The following is a 17,557-nucleotide window of genomic DNA, read 5'->3' as shown; positions in this document are numbered from 1 at the left end:
TCCCTTAGACGGCGCCTCGCGCAGCTTCGCTGCCGATCGGCCGATGTCCCAATGAATGTGTTTCCCTGCCACTTTTCGCAACTCAGTGTACGACAAAAAAAGGGCTCCGCGATGCGGAGCCCCTCTTGGCGAACCGGCGCCATGGCGCCGGACGCAACAGCTTAGCAGCTGTAGTACATGTCGAACTCGATCGGGTGCGTGGTCATGCGGATACGCTCGACGTCTTCCATCTTCAGTTCGATGTAGGCATCGATCATGTCGTCGGTGAACACACCGCCTTCGGTAAGGAAGGCCCGATCCTTGTCCAGGGCTTCCAGGGCCTGATCCAGGCTATGCGCCACGGTCGGCACCTTCTTGCCCTCTTCCGGCGGCAGGTCATAGAGGTTCTTGTCCATGGCGTCGCCGGGGTGGATCTTGTTCTTGATGCCGTCGATACCGGCCATCAACATCGCCGCGAAGCACAGGTAGGGGTTGGCGGTCGGATCCGGGAAGCGGAGCTCGACGCGCTTGCCTTTCGGGCTCGCGGTGTACGGAATGCGGATGGAAGCGGAACGGTTGCGGGCGCTGTAGGCCAGCATGACCGGCGCTTCGAAGCCCGGCACCAGACGCTTGTAGGAGTTGGTCGATGCGTTGGCAAAGGCGTTGAGGGCACGCGCGTGCTTGATCACGCCACCGATGTAGTAGAGCGCCATCTCGGACAGCCCGGCGTACTGGTCACCGGCGAACTGGTTCTGCCCTTCCTTCCAGAACGACTGGTGCACGTGCATGCCGCTGCCGTTATCGCCGACCAGCGGCTTGGGCATGAAGGTCGCGGTCTTGCCGTAGGCGTGCGCCACGTTGTGGATCACGTACTTCATTTCCTGAACTTCGTCGGCCTTCTTCACCAGGGTGTTGAACTTGACGCCGATCTCGTTCTGGCCGGCGTTGGCCACCTCATGGTGATGCACCTCGACGGTCTGGCCGATGGCTTCCAGGGTGTTGCACATCGCGCCGCGAATGTCGTGGAAGCTGTCGACCGGGGGCACCGGGAAGTAGCCGCCCTTGACGCGCGGACGGTGGGCCAGGTTGCCGCCTTCAACCTGACGGTCGGTGGACCAGGCGCCCTCTTCGGAAGTGATCTTGTACATGGCGCCTTCGATATCGGCCTTCCAATGCACTTCGTCGAAAATGAAGAACTCGGGCTCGGGGCCGAAGAAGGCGGTATCGCCCAGGCCGGTGGACTGCAGGTAGGCCTCGGCGCGCTTGGCGATGGAGCGCGGGTCGCGCTCATAGCCCTGCATGGTGGCCGGCTCGATGATGTCGCAGCGCAGCACCAGGGTGGCGTCTTCGGTGAATGGGTCGAGGAAAGCGGTGCCGTCTTCCGGGCGCAGAATCATGTCGGACTCGTTGATGCCCTTCCAGCCGGAGATGGAGGAGCCGTCGAACATCTGGCCGTTCTCGAAGAATTCCTCATCGACGTCACGGGCCGGAATGGTGACGTGCTGTTCCTTGCCCCGCGTGTCGGTGAAGCGCAGGTCAACCCACTTCACATCATGTTCTTCGATCAGGGCGAGAGTCTTGGCTGACATTTGTGTCCTCCGTTTGAGCTGTGGCTCGATTCGTTTGGCTGAAGTCCACTGGCACTGGTTGCATCGCAGCGCCTGTTGTAACACGCGGTGGGCCTGCTGCCCACGTCGCCATGCACAAGCATGGAGAGCTGCCCACACAAATGCAGGAGCCATGCCAAGCATGCACCATGCGAGCCCGGAGAAAGAGTAAGTCACGGTATTTACTAGAAAAAAATTTGCACCGCGCTGAATCGCACTGCACCATGCCTGCTCGACCGGCCCCATTGGGTACCAGCAGACGTCATGTGATGCACCGTTTTGGAGCAAATCTAATCAAGGCGCACCAAACAAGTGCGCATGGGCGGGTCGTTACGCGACTTCGATCGAGACGCGAGCCTGGCACGCCCGCAGCCGTTCGAGCAGATCGGGTAGTGCATCGCTTTGCAACTGCGGATCGAAGCCGCCGATACGATCGAACCAGGCCCGCGCCACCCAGAAGGTATCCACCGGCGAGGGGCGCTGGAGCAGCCACCACCAGCGGAGCCAGCTGTGGCGGCGCATGGGCAGGACCGCAGCGTCCCATTTACTGTCGAGGTCGACATCGGCCAGCCGATGGCTAAGCCAATCGGCGGCACGGCGATCCCCCTGCCCGGGAAAGAGCAGGACGTCCCCGCGGCTGGCCCCTACCGCGGTGTTGAATCGGCTGCCCAGGGTAGCGGAGCCACAGGACAGCAGGATGGCCTGGTGGCGTTGAGCCAAGGCCGGCAATCGACGATCGCCTGTGTCATCCACTAACAGCAGCTCATGGCCACCCTGCCAGCGCCGCGCAGCCTGCTCGAAGATGACCAGGCTGCGCGGAAGCTTTGCTCCCGCAGCGCGTGCATCGAATATAACACTGGCAAGGGTCATGGACCAGGCTCCACCAAGGCATAAAAGGGCCACCCGACAGCACGCCAAGTTACGGACTGTGTAAATAAGTGTAGAAAGGTATCGCTCAAGTTCCCTTGCTGAATTTTGTCGCACCGAACTGTCCAACACATGTCCGGCTTTGCCGGACGGCAACATTGCCCCGGCAACCCGAGCGCATGGGGAGAGCCACGTCCAGGGCTGAGAATTGCCTTATGACGAGGTTGTGCTATTCCCCCTCGCCGCTTATCTGTACAATGCGCCACCACTCCCCTACCCCGCGCCTAGGGTACGTCCTTCGATGTGTACATAGGTGCGCACCCTGTTGATGAGTCACACCCTATGAACACAGCTGTAACCCCCTCTCGTATCGAGAGTCTGCGCAATATTGCCATCATCGCCCACGTCGACCACGGCAAGACCACGCTGGTCGACAAGCTGCTGAGCCAGTCCGGCACGCTCGACCGCAAGGCCGAAGGCCAGGAGCGCGTCATGGACTCCAATGACCAGGAGAAGGAACGCGGCATCACCATCCTGGCCAAGAACACGGCGATTCGCTGGCAGGACGGCAACGGTCGCGACTTTCACATCAACATCGTGGACACCCCCGGACACGCCGACTTCGGCGGCGAGGTGGAGCGCGTGATGTCGATGGTCGACTCGGTGCTGCTGCTGGTCGACGCCGTCGACGGCCCCATGCCGCAGACCCGATTCGTGACCCAGAAGGCCTTCAACCAGGGCCTCAAGCCGATCGTGGTGGTCAACAAGATCGACCGCCCCGGTGCGCGCCCCGATTGGGTCATCGACCAGATCTTCGATCTGTTCGACAACCTCGGCGCCACCGACGAGCAGCTCGACTTCCCGATCATCTACTGCTCGGCGCTCAACGGCATCGCCGGCATCGACCCGGAGGAGCTGGCCGAGGACATGTCGCCCATGTTCCAGGCCATCGTCGACATCGTCGAGCCGCCGGCCGTGGAACAGAACGGCCCGTTCCAGATGCAGATCTCGGCACTGGACTACTCCAGCTACGTGGGTGTCATCGGCCTGGGCCGCATCAAGCGTGGCTCGGTGAAGCCCAACCAGACGATTACCGTGATCGGCACCGACGGCAAGACCCGCAAGGGCAAGGTCGGCCAGGTGATGACCCACATGGGCCTGGAGCGAGTGCAGACCGACGAGGCCACCGCCGGCGACATCGTCTGCATCACCGGCATCGATGAGCTCGCCATCTCCGACACCCTGTGCGACCCGGCCGCCGTCGAGGCGCTGCCGCCGCTGTCGGTCGACGAGCCCACTGTCTCCATGACCTTCCAGGTCAACGATTCGCCCTTCGCCGGTCGCGACGGCAAGTACGTCACCAGCCGCAACATCAAGGATCGCCTCGACCAAGAGCTGATACACAACGTCGCGCTGCGCGTCGAGCAGGGCGAGAGCCCGGAGAAGTTCAAGGTCTCCGGCCGCGGCGAGCTGCACCTCTCGGTGCTGATCGAGACCATGCGTCGCGAAGGCTTCGAGCTGGCGGTGGGCCGCCCCGAGGTGATCATCAAGGAGATCGACGGTGTCCGGCAGGAGCCGTACGAAGAGGTGATCATCGACTGCGAGGAGCAGCACCAGGGCGCGATCATGGAGGAGCTCGGCTACCGCAAGGGCGAGCTGACCAACATGAACCCCGACGGCAAGGGCCGCGTGCGCCTCGACTTCATTATCCCCGCACGCGGGCTGATCGGCTTCCGCGGCCAGTTCCTGACGCTGACCTCGGGCACCGGCATCCTCACCAGCCGCTTCGACCACTACGGTGCGCTCAAGCCCGATGCCGCCATCGAGCGTCGCAACGGCGTGCTGGTGTCGATGGTCGACGGCAAGGCGCTGGCCTACGCGCTGTACGCCCTGCAGGAGCGCGGCAAGCTGATCATCGACCACGGCACCGAGGTCTATGAAGGCATGCTGGTGGGTATCCACAACCGCGCCAACGACCTGGTGGTCAACCCCACCAAGGGCAAGAAGCTCGACAACATGCGCGCCTCGGGCAACGACGAGAACATCGTGCTGACGCCGCCGGTGAAGTTCAGCCTGGAGCAGGCCATCGAGTTTCTCGACGACGATGAGCTGGTGGAGATCACCCCGAACCACATCCGCCTGCGCAAGAAGTTCCTCAAGGAGCACGAGCGCAAGCGCAACAAGAAATAACGTAACAAAGCAACACTGCGCCCGCCTTCACGGCGGGCGCTTTGCGTCGGGCCATCTCGCGATGAGCGGCTACGCTATAGGCAAATCCAGCAGCAGCGAGGAGCAACCATGCACAAGCACGTAGAATGGGACGACCCCGGAGCCGACAGCGTGATGCGCCACTACGAGCGCAGCCCGCAGGGCTATTCGGAGCCGGGGCGGGGCGACATCCTCTCGGGCCGCTACCAGGGCAAGGTGGTGCGGATAAAGGTCGAGGCCTACGTCGACGGCACCAGCATCGGCGAAGTGGTGGCACTCATCGAGCCGCACAGCGGCAAGCGCCGCAAGCTGATCGGCAAGCTCGCCGTGGGCGATACGGTAAGGCTGCCGGATGCCAGCCGCGCCTTCGAGCCTCGCCCGGGCGACGTCTCGAAGGAGGACGAAGAGCCGCAGTGACTTCCACGAACCCGCGCCCCGGTCACCTGCCGTTCCCAACGTATCCTTAACGATCGTCTACTGGCCAGGAAGCGGGTTTTTGGCGCACAGTGTACGCGCCCACCGACCGGCCCCACCCAACCGGCACCAGTGGCGACATTCGCGGGCCCACAAGGCCACAAGACGAGCCTTCGGAAGCATAATGAGCACGTACAACGTCTGGACACACAAGGGTACCTTTCTGTTGGCTGCCGTCGGCTCGGCAGTGGGGCTCGGCAATCTATGGCGCTTTCCCTATCTTGCCGGTGAGAACGGCGGCGGCGCCTTCATCCTGATCTACGCCCTGACCATCTTCGCCGTCGGCATTCCGATCCTGATCGCCGAGACCATGCTCGGCCGCGCCAGCCGCCGAAGCCCGATCATGGGCATGCAGTTCCTGACTCGTACCCACAAGGCCTCACGCGGCTGGGTATCGATCGGCTGGCTGGGTGCAGCCTCGGCGTTCCTCATCCTGAGCTTCTACTCGGTGATCGCCGGCTGGGCGATCCACTACACCTGGCTGATGCTCACCGGCACGCTGGTAGGTGCCGACGCCGCCACCATCGGCGCCGGTTTCGATGCGCTGCTGGCCTCGCCGGGGCTGCTCACGCTCTACCACACCCTGTTCATCATCGCCTCGGGGCTGCTGGTGGGCATGGGCATTCACAAGGGCATCGAGAACGGGCTGCGCATCATGATGCCGGCGCTGTTCGTGATCCTGCTGGTGGTGCTCGCCTACGGCATCGCCAATGGCGACTTCGCCGCCGCGGCAAGCTTCCTGTTCACCTTCAACCTGGCCGACCTGAGCCTCGAAGGCTGGCTGCAGGCGATGGGCCAGTCGTTCTTCACCCTGAGCCTCGGCATGGGCGCGATCATGGCCTACGGCGCCTACATGGCAAGCGACGCCTCGCTGAGCCGCACCGCCTTCGCCATCGCCTTCATCGATACCGCCGTGGCCATGGTCGCGGGCCTGGCGATCTTCTCGCTGGTGTTCGGCGCCGGGCTCGACGCCGACGCCGGGCCGGGGCTGATGTTCGTGACGCTGCCGCTGGCCTTCGCCGAGATGCCTCTCGGCGGCTTGGTCGGCGGGGTGTTCTTCATCCTCGTACTGGGGGCAGCCATCAGTTCCTCGATCTCGCTGATCGAGCCGGTGGCCGCCTTTCTCGTCGAGCGCTTCGACCTCACCCGCCCGCAGGCGGTGTTCGTCATGGTGGTGGCCAGTTGGGCGCTGGGGCTGATGACGGTGGTCAGCTTCAACCTGTGGGCCGAGGCCAGCCTCTTCCACACCCTGTTCGGCCGCAGCGGTTTCGACTTCATCGAGCTATTGACCAATATCTTCATGCCGCTGGGCGGTCTGCTCATCGCGCTGTTCGCCGGCTGGGCATTGACCCACTCCGAGGTGATGAAGGAGATGCGCACCAGCGAGACCTGGTTCCAGGTCTGGCGCTTCCTGGTACGATTCGTGGCGCCGGCGGCGGTGGCCTTCGTGTTCCTGCGTACCATCCCGCAGGTCGAGGGCTACCTGTTTCCGACCGTGGGTGCGCTGGTCATCGTCGGCGCCTTCGCCGGTGGCCGCACCTTCCTGGCCGGCAACCGCCAGGAGCAGTAGAACAAAACCTGCCGCCGCCTTCGGGCGGCGGCTCGATATACGCCGCCCGGCCCCATCCGTGCGGCACTTTCCTAACAACGATTCCGGAAAGGAATAACTGTGCAGGAACCAACATGCCATCCATCATCGACGTCAGGCACGTTCACAAGGCCTTCGGTGGCCTGAAGGTCATCAACGACTGCTCGATCCAGGTCGAGAAGGGCTCGATCACCGGGCTGATCGGCCCCAACGGGGCCGGCAAGTCGACCTTGTTCAACATCATCGCCGGTGCCCTGCCCCTCGACAGCGGCCAGGTCCTGCTCGACGGCGAGGACATCACCAACCGTCCCGCCAACGAGCTGTTCCACAAGGGCCTGCTGCGCACCTTCCAGATCGCCCATGAATTCTCCCACATGACCGCACTGGAGAACCTGATGATGGTGCCGCCGCGGCAGGCCGGGGAGAACCTCTTCGACGCCTGGCTCAAGCCGGGACTGGTGCGCCGTGAGGAGGCCGAGGTACGCCGCCGCGCGCTCGAGGTAGTCGATTTCATCGGCCTGCACCACGTGCGCAACGAACTGGCCGGCAACCTTTCCGGTGGGCAGAAGAAGCTGCTGGAACTTGGCCGCACCATGATGACCGACGCCCGCGTGGTACTGCTCGACGAGATCGCCGCCGGGGTCAACCGCACCCTGCTGGGCGACCTGGTGAGCAACATCGAACGGCTCAACCGCGAGATGGGCTATACCTTCCTGGTCATCGAGCACGACATGGAGATGATTGCGCGCCTGTGCGACCCCGTGATCGTACTGGCCCAGGGCAGCGTGATGGTCGAGGGCAGCATCGAGGAGATCCAGAACGATCCCCAGGTGATCGAAGCCTACTTCGGGTCCAATGCTGCCTGAGGGCAGCGGCCTGGCCCGCCGAGACCGACAAGAAGAACAGCAACGACAGCGCAGAGAATCCACGATGCCATTACTCGAAGCACGCGACGTGCACGGCGGCTACGGCGGCATGAACATCCTCAACGGGGTGAACATGTCGATCGAGGCCAATGAGGTCGGCGTGATCGTCGGCCCCAACGGCGCCGGCAAGTCGACCATACTCAAGGCCATCTTCGGCCTGCTCATCGTCAGTCAGGGCGAAATTCTGCTGCGCGGCGAGCCGATCCACAACCTGCCGCCCAACAAGCTGGTGCAGAAGGGCATGGGCTTCGTGCCCCAGGAGAAGAACGTCTTTCCCAGCCTCTCGGTGAAGGAGAACCTGGAGATGGGCGCGTTCCTCAAGCCGGGCAACGTCAAGCGCATGCTCAAGCAGGTCTACGACTTCTTTCCTCCGCTCTACGACAAGCGCCACCAGCCCGCCGGCGAGCTTTCCGGCGGCCAGCGGCAGATGGTCGCCATGGGCCGCGCGCTGATGGCCGAGCCCGACGTGCTGCTGCTCGACGAGCCCACCGCCGGCCTTTCGCCGCTCTACATGAACGAGATCTTCGAGCGCGTAAAGGAGATCAACGCCGCCGGCGTGGGCATCCTCATGGTCGAACAGAACGCCAAGCAGGCCCTGGCCATCGCCGACAAGGGCTTCGTGCTGGCTGCCGGCAAGAACCGCTTCACCGATACCGGCGCCGCCCTGCTCGCCGACCCGGAAGTGGCCAAGAGCTTCCTGGGCGGTTGAGCCCGGAGCCGTACTGGAGAGTGAGTCGTGAACGAACTGGTATTCTTCATCAACAACGTGATCGTCGCCGGCAGCGTGTCCGGCTCGATCTACGCAATCGGCGCCATCGGTGTGACGCTGGTTTTCAGCATCATGCGCTTCGCCCACTTCGCCCATGCCGACATGATGACCTTCGGCGCCTTCATGGTGCTGCTGCTGACCATGGCCTTCCCCGGCGTGGGCGCGGTGGTGGGGCTGCCCACGCCCGTGGTCATGCTGCCGCTGGCCATCGTGCTGACTGCCCTGCTCGCGGTGGGCATCGACAAGGCGTTCTACAAGCCGCTGCGCGCCCACGGCGTCAAGCCCATCGTCATGGTGATCGGCTCGCTGGGTGTGACCCTGATGCTGCAAGGGCTGATCCGCCTGTTCTCGGGCACCGGCGCGCAGAACCTGTACCTGGCCGGTGAGCGCAAGGAGATCTACCGCCTCGAAGTACCGTTCGAGCTGGCGACCCGGCCCATCACCATCACCGAACCGCAGATCATCCTGTTCGTCCTGACCGTCGTCAGTGTGGTGGGGCTGCACCTCTTCCTCAACCGTACGCGGCTGGGCAAGGCGATGCGTGCCATGTCCGACAATCCCGACCTGGCGCGGTCCTCGGGCATCAACACCAACCACATCGTGGCGGTAACCTGGGTGATCGCCGGCGGCCTGGCGGCCATCGCCGGCACCCTGCTGTCGCTCGACGTGACCTTCAAGCCCGACCTGAGCTTCTTCCTGCTGCTGCCGATCTTCGCCGCGGCCATCGTCGGCGGCGTGGGCCATCCCTACGGCGCCATCGCCGGCGGCTTCGTGGTGGGCTTCGCCGAGACACTGGCAGTGTTCAACTGGTCGGTGCTGCTGCGCCCCTTCCGCGACAGCCTGCCCGAATGGCTGGCCGAGGCCGGCAACCTCGCCTTCGTCGGCACCGAGTACAAGATCGTGGTGCCATTCTTCATCCTGGTGGCGATCCTGATTTGGCGCCCCACCGGTATCTTCAAGGGGAAGGTGATCTGATGAGCACGCAACATACCGAACGCCGCGAAGATATCGTCGCCACGCCGTCACGCTTCCCGCTGCGCGAAGTCATCCTGTTCGGCGCCCTGCTGGCGGCGGTTCTCGGTGTCTACGCCGTGATGGGAACCGCCTACAGCACGCGCATGCTGGTGGAAGCCGCCTGCTATGCCATCCTGGCCCTGGGCCTGACCATCCAGTGGGGCTATGCTGGCCAGTTCAATGCCGGCGTGATGGGCTTCGTCGCACTGGGCAGCTTTGCCACCATGATCTTCAGCGTGCCGGTCAACGACGCCTTCTGGGGTACGGAGCTGCCCGGCGAGCTGGGTCTGGCGCTGCTCTACGTGGCCGCCGCCATCCTGGTCGTCTATGGCGCCACCAAGCTCGACCGCATCGGCGTACACAGAAAGCTGCGCACGCTGATCGCCGTCGTGCTGGCCGTGGTGCTCTACCTGGTGGTGATCAGCCTGCTGCGCGACGTCACCGCCGAGATCGAATCCCGCGCCGGCTTCATCGGCGGCCTGGGCCTGCCGGCCTGGAGCGGCTGGATCGTCGGCGGCGCCCTGGCCGGCATCATCGGCTACTTCATCGGCCATATCTGCCTGGGGCTGCGCAGCGACTACCTGGCCATCGCCACCCTCGGCATCGCCGAGATCATCAAGGCCTTCCTCAAGAACTCCGACTGGCTGACCCGCGGCACCGCCACCGTCTCGCCGCTACCTTGGCCCACGCCCGGCCCCAGCGAACTGGGCTTCACCCTGGCCCGTGCGCTGTATCTGTCGGTCACGGCGGTGATGATCGCGGCGATCTTCTTCCTGCTGCACCGTGCCTATCACGCCCCCTGGGGGCGCATGATCCGCGCCATCCGCGACAACGAGATCTCCGCCGCGGCCATGGGCAAGGACATCAACCGGCGCCGCCTGGAAATCTTCGTGCTGGGCTGCATCCTGATGGGTATCGGCGGCGGTGCGTTGGCCTCGTTCAACAGCATCTTCGACCCCAACGGCTTCCTGCCGCTGAACCACACTTTCCTGGTGCTGGTGATGGTCATTCTGGGTGGGCCCGGCAACAACCTGGGCACCATCTTCGGCGCCGTGGCGGTCTACATCATCTGGCTGATGTCCGAGCCCTTGGCGCTGTTCGTGATGCACGGGGCGGCCGCCATCGGTGAGGGCTGGTTCGGCTGGGAGGCGCCGGGCAACCTCGACAGCCGCGCGCTGCAGGCCCGGGTGTTCGTGATAGGCCTGTTGATCACCCTGGTGCTGCGCTTCGCCCCGCAGGGGTTACTGCCCGAGAAAGTCAAACACCACGGGTAGAGAGGGTGAATTATGCGACATAAATCCGCACCTCTCTAAAAACTACATTTCAAAGAAGGGCCTCGGCAGTGCCGAGGCCCTCTTGTGTGCAGGCTAGGTCTGAGCGGGGTTTAGTCCTGAATCAGGCCCTTGCCGACGAAGTCGCCGCCTTCGACGGCCATCTCGAGCACCACGCCCGGTACGTCGCCGTTGTCGTCGAACTCGTGTCTGCCGGAGGCGCCCTCGTAGTTGATCTCCTCGCCGGCGGCGATCAGCTCCAGAGCCTTCTCCCACTCGCCGGGCAGGATCACTTCACCCGGAGCGGAGGAGACGTTGCGCAGCGCTTCGGAAAGACCTTCGCGCTCGGCATTGCCGTTCTGCTCGATAGCCAGCGCCAGCAGGAAGGCGGCATCGTAGGCCTGGGCGGCGAACACCGCGCTGGGGTCGAAGCCGGCCTCCTCGGCCGCCTGGCCGAAGATGTCGGTACCCGGCAGTTCGGGGCTACCCGGGCGGGTCGCGATCATGCCCTCGAGGACGTCCGCCCCCACTGCGTCGACCAGCGATGTCCCCACCATACCGTCGGCGCCGGCATACTGAGTGAAGGCGCCGCTCTCGTAGGCCTGGCGCAGGATGGTCTGGCCCGAGCCGTCGGCGTAGGCCAGCACGACCAGGGTCTGGGCGCCGCTGGAGGAGAGCGAGCCCAGCTCGGAGCGATAGTCGGCGCGGCCATCCTCGTGGGCCAGATTCGCGGCTATCTTGCCGCCGCCCGCCTCGAAGGCCTCAGTGAAGGCGTCGTCCAGGCCCTGACCGTAGTCGTTGTTGACGTAGGTGACCGCCACCTCGTCGAAGCCCTTCTCGAGCATCAGCTTGGCCAGGATCTGACCCTGATAGGCATCCGAAGGCACGGTACGGAATACCAGGTCGTTATCGTCCAGCTCGGTCACTGCCGGCGCGGTGGAGGCCGGCGAGACCATCACCACCCCACCGGGAACGGCGGCACTGTTGGCCGCCGCCACGGTGGCGCCTGTGCACAGCGCCCCGACGATCGCGGTGACCTGCTCGGTGTTGACCATGCGGTCCGCCGCGTTGGATGCCGCCGAAGCATCGCTACAGGTGGTGTCGGCATTGGGCATGACCAGCTCCTGCCCGCCCAGGATGCCGCCCTGCTCATTGATCTGCTTCACTGCCAGCCGCGCACCTTCGAAGATCGGAGGGGTCAGACTCTCGATCGGGCCGGTGAAGCCGCCGATGAAACCGATCTTGACTTCCGCCTGCGCCGCGCCAGCGAATGCCACGCTGGAGGCAGCGATTGCCATCGCCAAAACGCTCTTCTTCATTTGTTCTTCTCACTCTCGTTAAGTACGCGCTAAGTACTTGTGGTTAATTACTTGTGGTTAAGTACGCCTGATTGCCTACGTCCGGTTGTTTTACGTCTGGTTACGAATCCAGGACACCCCCTAAATCTGGAAGGCTCAGAGCCAAAACACAAGCCCCCCATACCAACGTTTGACCCTTGCGGCAAAGCGCCAACCTCTGATCAGAACAGCGCCAACCCCTTATCGGAATGAAGAACCCAACGTGGCAAACGCCTGGCGCGCTTAACGCTGCCGGCCATGCCCCGCCGGGCATCGCCTATACTCAAGTCCGCCACGGCTTCAATGCGCGCATCCACAACACAGGAGCTCCCTATGCGCCCTGCCCCCTTATCCTTCACGCTGCTTGCAGCGATGGGCCTTGCCCATGGCGCCCACGCCTTTACCCCCGCCGGCAACGACGCCGTCTACGAGGTCGGCGACGAGGCCTTCGAAGGCTACTACAGCCCCGCCCGGAGTGAAGCCCGCGGCATGGTGCTGATGGTGCACGACTGGGATGGCCTGGGCGACTACGAACGCCAGCGCGCCGACATGCTGGCCGAGCAGGGCTTCGATGCCTTCGCCGTCGACCTGTTCGGCCAGAACAATCGCCCCGAAACCACCGAAGACCGCCAGGCCGCCACCCGCGCACTCTACTCCGACCGCGAGCGCATGCGCGAGCTGACCCTTGCCGGCCTGGCCGAAGCCCGCGAGCAGGAAGCCGCCGAAAACGTGGTGATCATGGGCTACTGCTTCGGCGGGGCCGTGGCACTGGAGATCGCCCGTTCCGGCGAAGCCGAGAATGTCGCCGGCTATACCAGCTTCCATGGCGGCGTGGCCACGCCGGAGGGCCAGGAGTGGCCCGAAGCAGTGCCCCCTCTGCTGATCGCCCATGGCGGTGCCGACACCAACGTGACCATGGAGGACGTCAGCGGGCTGGTGGAAGAGCTCGAAGCCATTGAGGCAATTTATACGGTGGAGATCTACTCCGGCGCCCCGCACGGTTTCACCGAATTCGAAAGCGAGCGCTACCAGGAGCGCGCCGACGAGGCGTCCTGGGCCGCCTTCCAGACCTTCCTCAAGGAGGCGCTATGAACCAGACCCAGCCATTGGTCATGACCGAACTGGCGGGAAGCCACCACGAGGTCGGCGCGGAACATGGCCGCATCCATCGCCACCTGATCCAGCGCGGCATGCAGGTCTATGGGCAGCTGTTCCACGATTTCGTCGGTATCCGCTGGGAAGAGGCACGCGACCGGGCCTGCCACTTCGAAGCCCAGATCGCTCAGGGATTTCCCGAGATTCTCGAGGAGATGAACGGCATCGCCTGGGGTGCGGGGGTCGATTTCATCGATATCCTGACGCTCAACTGCCGCAGTGAGATCGCCCTGGCCCATGCCAGCGGCGGCTGCTCGGCCTTCTCTCTGCAGCGCCACGGCCGGCAGTGGCTGGCCCAGAATTGGGACTGGCGCCACGACCAGCTCGACAACGTGGTCGCCCTGCACATCCAGGGCGACGGACGCCCCGCGCTGGTCAGCATCGGCGAAGCCGGCATGGTCGGCAAGATAGGCCTGAACGCCCATGGCATCGGCGTTTGCCTCAACGCCATTCGTTCACAGACCTGCGGGCCCGGCCTGCCGGTCCACATTGCCCTGCGCAAGATCCTCGAGAGCGAAGACATGCAGAGCGCGCTGGCCGTGGCCACCCATGACCGGGTTTGTTCACCTGCCCACTTCCTGCTCGCCAGCGCTCAGGTCGGCAACGAGGGGGGCCAGGCCGTCGGCCTTGAGGTACAGCCCGGCGAGCCGGGGCGCATCACACCACGCGGAGGCATCGTCACCCATACCAACCACCTCTACGCCGAGGACACCCCCTGCCCGGTGCAGGACTTCCCCCGCGTCGACTCCCACCCGCGCCTGTGCCGGCTCGACGCGCTGCTGCACGACGAGTGGAGCAACAATGCCACCATCGACGAGGCCAGGCTATTCGACGTACTCAGCGACCATCAGGGGGCGCCGATGTCGATCTGCCGCCACTACAACCCCGACCAGCCCGCCGAAGAGCGCATGGAAACCTTGTTTTCGGTGGTGATGAACCTGAGCGAGCGGCGCCTGACCCTGCGCCACGGCAAGCCCTGCGAAAACGAGGACAGCCTGAGCATCACCTTGAGCTGATATGTCCCAGCCTTTCACCAGGCGAACCGGACTCGGGCAGCTCCCCTCTCAGGTAACGCTCGGATGTGAGCAGGAACGAGCGCCGAAACAGGTCGTGAATGGCCTCCTCACGGCGCAGCTGGAGCAGCGCCCACTCCTCCTCGAAGAGGGACGTGTCCTGGCGCGGATACTTCCAGGCCAGGCGTACCGAGCCCGAAATGGCATCGCCGATCTGCAGTGAGGGGTTGGCCCAGCGGATGGCGGTGTTGCAGTAAGGCATGGCGACCTCCGTTCGCGCAATTAATGATAACAATTATCATTAATTGTGGAGAATCTAGACCTCGCTCTGACCTCTGTCAAATGCCAAGAAGAAAAATAATTCTCGTTCTCTTCCCTCCTTGCCCGTCTCTGGCGGGGATGGTACATAAGCTAACGCATACCATTCTCATCTACATGGAGACGAGTCATGAAGAAACTACTTCTGCCCGCCCTACTGTCCGGCCTGATGTTCGCAACCAGCGCCCAGGCAAGCGCCCCCACCGAACACTTCGAGGGCGAGGCCGCCGACACCCTGAGCCAGGCGGTCGCCAACTTTTCGGAAACCAACCAGCAACTGGCCGAGCTACTCGCACAAGATGAACTGAGTATCGAGAATCTCGGCACCATCCACGAACTCACCTACACGCTGGAAAACGCGCTGGAGAAGATCAACGAAGAAGCGGACGCGATGGCGGTCAACCTGGAAGAGGTGCACCTGGGCTCCGAGACCGGCGACTTCGAACGCGTACAGAGCCACGGTGCCGATTATCTGGAAGCGGCCCAGACACTGGTGCCCTGAGCCATCCCGCCGCGGCGCTATCAGCACCGCGGCGACTCCCAGCTCCCCAGGCCCCTGGAACACTTTCCTCTTGAGCACAGCCCTCTCGAGCACAGTCCTCTCGAAGTACGCCTGGTGTCACTTCGCTGCCAAACCGCTGTCATGGCATCCTGCCAGCATACTGGGGTCTTCCCCATCCTCAGGTGCCGACCATGCGTTTGACGCGACGAGATCTGCTGAGCCTGGGCCTGAAAGGCGGTGCCGTCCTGGGCACCTCCCTGGCCGCGCCCTCCATCATCCTGGCCGAGAGCCGCCGGCCCCTGATCACCAGCGGCGTGATGAGCGGCGACATACTCGCCGACCGTGCCATGCTCTGGTCGCAGGTCGACCGGCCGGCACGAATGCTGATCGAGATCGCCGACAACCCCGAATTCAGGGGGGCTCGCCAACTGCTCGGCCCCGAGGCCCTGCCGGCCACTGGCCTGACCGCCAAACTCGACGCCACCGGGCTCTCCAGCATGGACACCGCTCACTATCGCATCCGCTTCGAGGCACTGGACGACCGCCGCGCCGTCAGCAAGCCGGTCGTCGGCCAACTGCGCCTGCCCCCGGCGGCTCGCCGCGATGTGCGGTTCGTGTGGTCCGGCGACACTGCCGGCCAAGGCTGGGGAATCGACGAATCGCGAGGCGGCATGACCACCTACGACACCATGCTGCGCCAGCGGCCGGACTTCTTCATCCACTCCGGCGACACCGTCTACGCCGACGGCCCGCTGCAGGAGAGCGTGGAGCTGCCCAATGGCGAGCTGTGGCGCAATCGGGTGACGCCCGCCAAGTTCAAGGTGGCCGAGACCCTGGACGAGTTCCGCGGCCAGCACGCCTATAACCTGCTCGACGCCAACGTGCGCCGCTTCAATGCCGCCGTGCCCATGCTCGCCCAGTGGGACGACCATGAAACCACCAACAACTGGTACCCCGGCGAGATCCTCGACGACGAGCGCTACAGCGAGAAGAACGTCTCGCTGCTCGCCGCCCGTGCCCGGCGCGCCTTTCTCGAATACATGCCGCTGCGCCAGCGCCCCGAGGCGCCGGGGCGAATCCACCGCCGCTTCGCCTACGGCCCCAGTCTGGAGATCTTCATGCTGGACATGCGCTCTCACCGCGCGGTCAACAGCCGCAACCGACAGGCCGGCGGCGCGGAGGCCACCTTCCTCGGGCAGGACCAATTGCGCTGGCTGCTCGACGGCCTGCGCCAATCCCGGGCGACCTGGAAGATCGTCGCCTCGGACATGCCCATCGGGCTGATCGTACGCGACGACGATAACTTCGAGGCCATCGCCAACGAACACCATGGCGAGCCCCTCGGCCGCGAGCTGGAGATCGCCGGGTTGCTCAAGGCGATCCGCGACGAAGCCATTCACAACGTGGTGTGGCTCACCGCCGACGTGCACTACACCGCCGCCCACCACTATTCGCCGGAGCGCGCCGGCTTCCAGGAATTCGCCCCCTTCTGGGAGTTCGTCAGCGGCCCCCTGCACGCCGGTACCTTCGGCCCGGGCGAGCTCGACGCCACCTTCGGCCCCGAAGTGGTCTTCCAGAAGGCACCGCCGGATGGCCGCGCCAACCTGTCACCCGCCGAGGGCTACCAGTTCTTCGGCCAGGTCGACCTGAACGGCGAGAGCGAAACCCTCACCGTCACCCTGATGGATGCCGCCGGCGAGGCCTTGCACCGGCAGGTTCTCGAGCCGCAAAGGGCTTGAGCGCCTGAAGAGAGAACAATAGCCGCGCTGCCACAGCCGTGGCAGCGCGGTTACCCCGCCAGCGCCTCTCCCACCACCGCTCGCGCCTCGTCGCTCATCGGCAGTTCCAGCGCCAGCTCCCGGGCGCGCGGCGACATCTTCTTCCAGGTCATCTGCACGATGCGAACCAGGTGCTCGTGCTCCACCTGCTTGGAGAAGTCGGCGAAGTAGTTCTCGAGGAACACCAGGCAGGCGCAGTCCTCCACCGCCTGGGTGGCCGGGTCGCGGCCCAGGCCCTGCTTGCGGATCATGCGGGAAACTTCGGCGGCATCCTCCGCGGCATAACCGACCGCTTCCATCACCCGCGCCGTGATCTCGCCGGCCCGCTTGCCCTGGTCGCGGCGCCAGGTGAGATAGCCCACGCGCCCTTCCGGGTACTCGTTGCGCGGCACCTCCCAGCGCTGCAGATGCTGCGAGCGCACGGCGAGCTGCACCAGCTCGCTCGGCGCGTCTTCCACCCGCTCCAGCCAGGCGCTCATGCGCCCCGCATGCCACAGCTCCAGGGGCAGTGACTGGCCTTCGACATCCACCCGGCGCGGATCCCCGGCGTGCAAGGCATCTAGCTCGGCGATGGCGCGCTGAAACGGTGTTTGATCTGGCATAGGGTTATCCTTGCAACTCGTTATTGCCACAGCATACCGCATCCGGGTGCGACGCCGACAACCTGATCGTGCGTTGCACTGTGCTTTCGGCACACTTGTAACTTACTGAAATCCAACTAACTTGATTGAGACAGCCATCGTAACGACGT

Annotated in this window: 16 protein-coding genes; 11 read left to right on the top strand and 5 right to left on the bottom strand. The window is 64.4% G+C overall.

Annotation, left to right across the window (positions count from 1 at the left end; all coding sequences use genetic code 11):
- Positions 1-161: 161 nt before the first annotated feature.
- Together glnA and HNO52_RS01480 are read right to left on the bottom strand one after the other, a co-directional pair.
- A complete protein-coding gene (gene glnA, locus HNO52_RS01485; protein ID WP_197567327.1) occupies positions 162-1,568 on the bottom strand; it encodes a glutamate--ammonia ligase in 1,407 nt (468 codons plus the stop codon).
- A gap of 348 nt (positions 1,569-1,916) precedes the next feature.
- Positions 1,917-2,456: a glycosyltransferase family protein gene (locus HNO52_RS01480; RefSeq protein WP_197567326.1), complete on the bottom strand. Its 540-nt coding sequence runs from the start codon at positions 2,454-2,456 to the stop codon at positions 1,917-1,919.
- Positions 2,457-2,795: 339 nt separating this feature from the next.
- On the opposite strand from HNO52_RS01480, the gene typA reads away from it, so the two are divergent.
- The 7 genes from typA to HNO52_RS01445 all read left to right on the top strand — a co-directional run bounded on the left by typA (position 2,796) and on the right by HNO52_RS01445 (position 10,706).
- Complete coding sequence (typA, locus tag HNO52_RS01475) at positions 2,796-4,643, top strand: translational GTPase TypA (protein ID WP_197567325.1); 1,848 nt, start codon at positions 2,796-2,798, stop codon at positions 4,641-4,643.
- A gap of 108 nt (positions 4,644-4,751) precedes the next feature.
- On the top strand, positions 4,752-5,078 hold the full coding sequence (locus HNO52_RS01470; RefSeq protein ID WP_197567324.1) for a hypothetical protein: 327 nt from the start codon (positions 4,752-4,754) through the stop codon (positions 5,076-5,078).
- A 181-nt stretch (positions 5,079-5,259) separates the two neighbouring features.
- Complete coding sequence (locus tag HNO52_RS01465; RefSeq protein WP_197567323.1) at positions 5,260-6,705, top strand: sodium-dependent transporter; 1,446 nt, start codon at positions 5,260-5,262, stop codon at positions 6,703-6,705.
- A 113-nt stretch (positions 6,706-6,818) separates the two neighbouring features.
- Positions 6,819-7,589, top strand: a complete 771-nt coding sequence (locus HNO52_RS01460) for an ABC transporter ATP-binding protein (protein WP_197567322.1) — start codon at positions 6,819-6,821, stop codon at positions 7,587-7,589.
- Positions 7,590-7,653: 64 nt separating this feature from the next.
- Complete coding sequence (locus HNO52_RS01455; protein ID WP_197567321.1) at positions 7,654-8,358, top strand: ABC transporter ATP-binding protein; 705 nt, start codon at positions 7,654-7,656, stop codon at positions 8,356-8,358.
- A gap of 27 nt (positions 8,359-8,385) precedes the next feature.
- On the top strand, positions 8,386-9,393 hold the full coding sequence (locus HNO52_RS01450) for a branched-chain amino acid ABC transporter permease (RefSeq protein ID WP_197567320.1): 1,008 nt from the start codon (positions 8,386-8,388) through the stop codon (positions 9,391-9,393).
- Positions 9,393-10,706: a branched-chain amino acid ABC transporter permease gene (locus tag HNO52_RS01445; protein WP_197567319.1), complete on the top strand. Its 1,314-nt coding sequence runs from the start codon at positions 9,393-9,395 to the stop codon at positions 10,704-10,706. Before HNO52_RS01450 ends, HNO52_RS01445 begins: the two co-directional genes overlap by 1 nt.
- Positions 10,707-10,816: 110 nt before the next feature.
- On the opposite strand, the gene HNO52_RS01440 is transcribed toward HNO52_RS01445, so the two are convergent.
- The gene (locus HNO52_RS01440) at positions 10,817-12,022 is read right to left on the bottom strand and encodes an ABC transporter substrate-binding protein (RefSeq protein WP_197567318.1); all 1,206 of its coding nucleotides are present in this window, start codon (positions 12,020-12,022) and stop codon (positions 10,817-10,819) included.
- Positions 12,023-12,373: 351 nt separating this feature from the next.
- Between HNO52_RS01440 and HNO52_RS01435 the strand changes: the two genes are divergently transcribed.
- Both HNO52_RS01435 and HNO52_RS01430 read left to right on the top strand, forming a co-directional pair.
- Complete coding sequence (locus HNO52_RS01435) at positions 12,374-13,132, top strand: dienelactone hydrolase family protein (protein WP_197567317.1); 759 nt, start codon at positions 12,374-12,376, stop codon at positions 13,130-13,132.
- On the top strand, positions 13,129-14,211 hold the full coding sequence (locus HNO52_RS01430; protein ID WP_197567316.1) for a C45 family autoproteolytic acyltransferase/hydrolase: 1,083 nt from the start codon (positions 13,129-13,131) through the stop codon (positions 14,209-14,211). The genes HNO52_RS01435 and HNO52_RS01430 overlap by 4 nt, the downstream gene beginning before the upstream one ends.
- On the opposite strand, the gene HNO52_RS01425 is transcribed toward HNO52_RS01430, so the two are convergent.
- Entirely contained in the window at positions 14,198-14,470 is a 273-nt protein-coding gene (locus HNO52_RS01425; protein ID WP_197567315.1) for a hypothetical protein, read from the bottom strand. The two genes, HNO52_RS01430 and HNO52_RS01425, sit on opposite strands and share 14 nt — an antisense overlap.
- A 186-nt stretch (positions 14,471-14,656) precedes the next feature.
- On the opposite strand from HNO52_RS01425, the gene HNO52_RS01420 reads away from it, so the two are divergent.
- Positions 14,657-15,028: a DUF6746 family protein gene (locus HNO52_RS01420; RefSeq protein ID WP_197567314.1), complete on the top strand. Its 372-nt coding sequence runs from the start codon at positions 14,657-14,659 to the stop codon at positions 15,026-15,028.
- 191 nt (positions 15,029-15,219) lie between these two features.
- A complete protein-coding gene (locus HNO52_RS01415) occupies positions 15,220-16,767 on the top strand; it encodes an alkaline phosphatase D family protein (protein ID WP_197567313.1) in 1,548 nt (515 codons plus the stop codon).
- Between the two features lie 50 nt (positions 16,768-16,817).
- On the opposite strand, the gene HNO52_RS01410 is transcribed toward HNO52_RS01415, so the two are convergent.
- Complete coding sequence (locus HNO52_RS01410) at positions 16,818-17,408, bottom strand: DUF4202 domain-containing protein (RefSeq protein ID WP_197567312.1); 591 nt, start codon at positions 17,406-17,408, stop codon at positions 16,818-16,820.
- Positions 17,409-17,557: the final 149 nt, after the last annotated feature.

The sequence above is a fragment of the Halomonas sp. MCCC 1A13316 genome (assembly GCF_014931605.1).
Lineage (GTDB): Bacteria > Pseudomonadota > Gammaproteobacteria > Pseudomonadales > Halomonadaceae > Halomonas.
The sequence above is the reverse complement of the archived record's forward strand: the minus strand, read 5'-3'. Positions and strand labels throughout refer to the sequence as shown.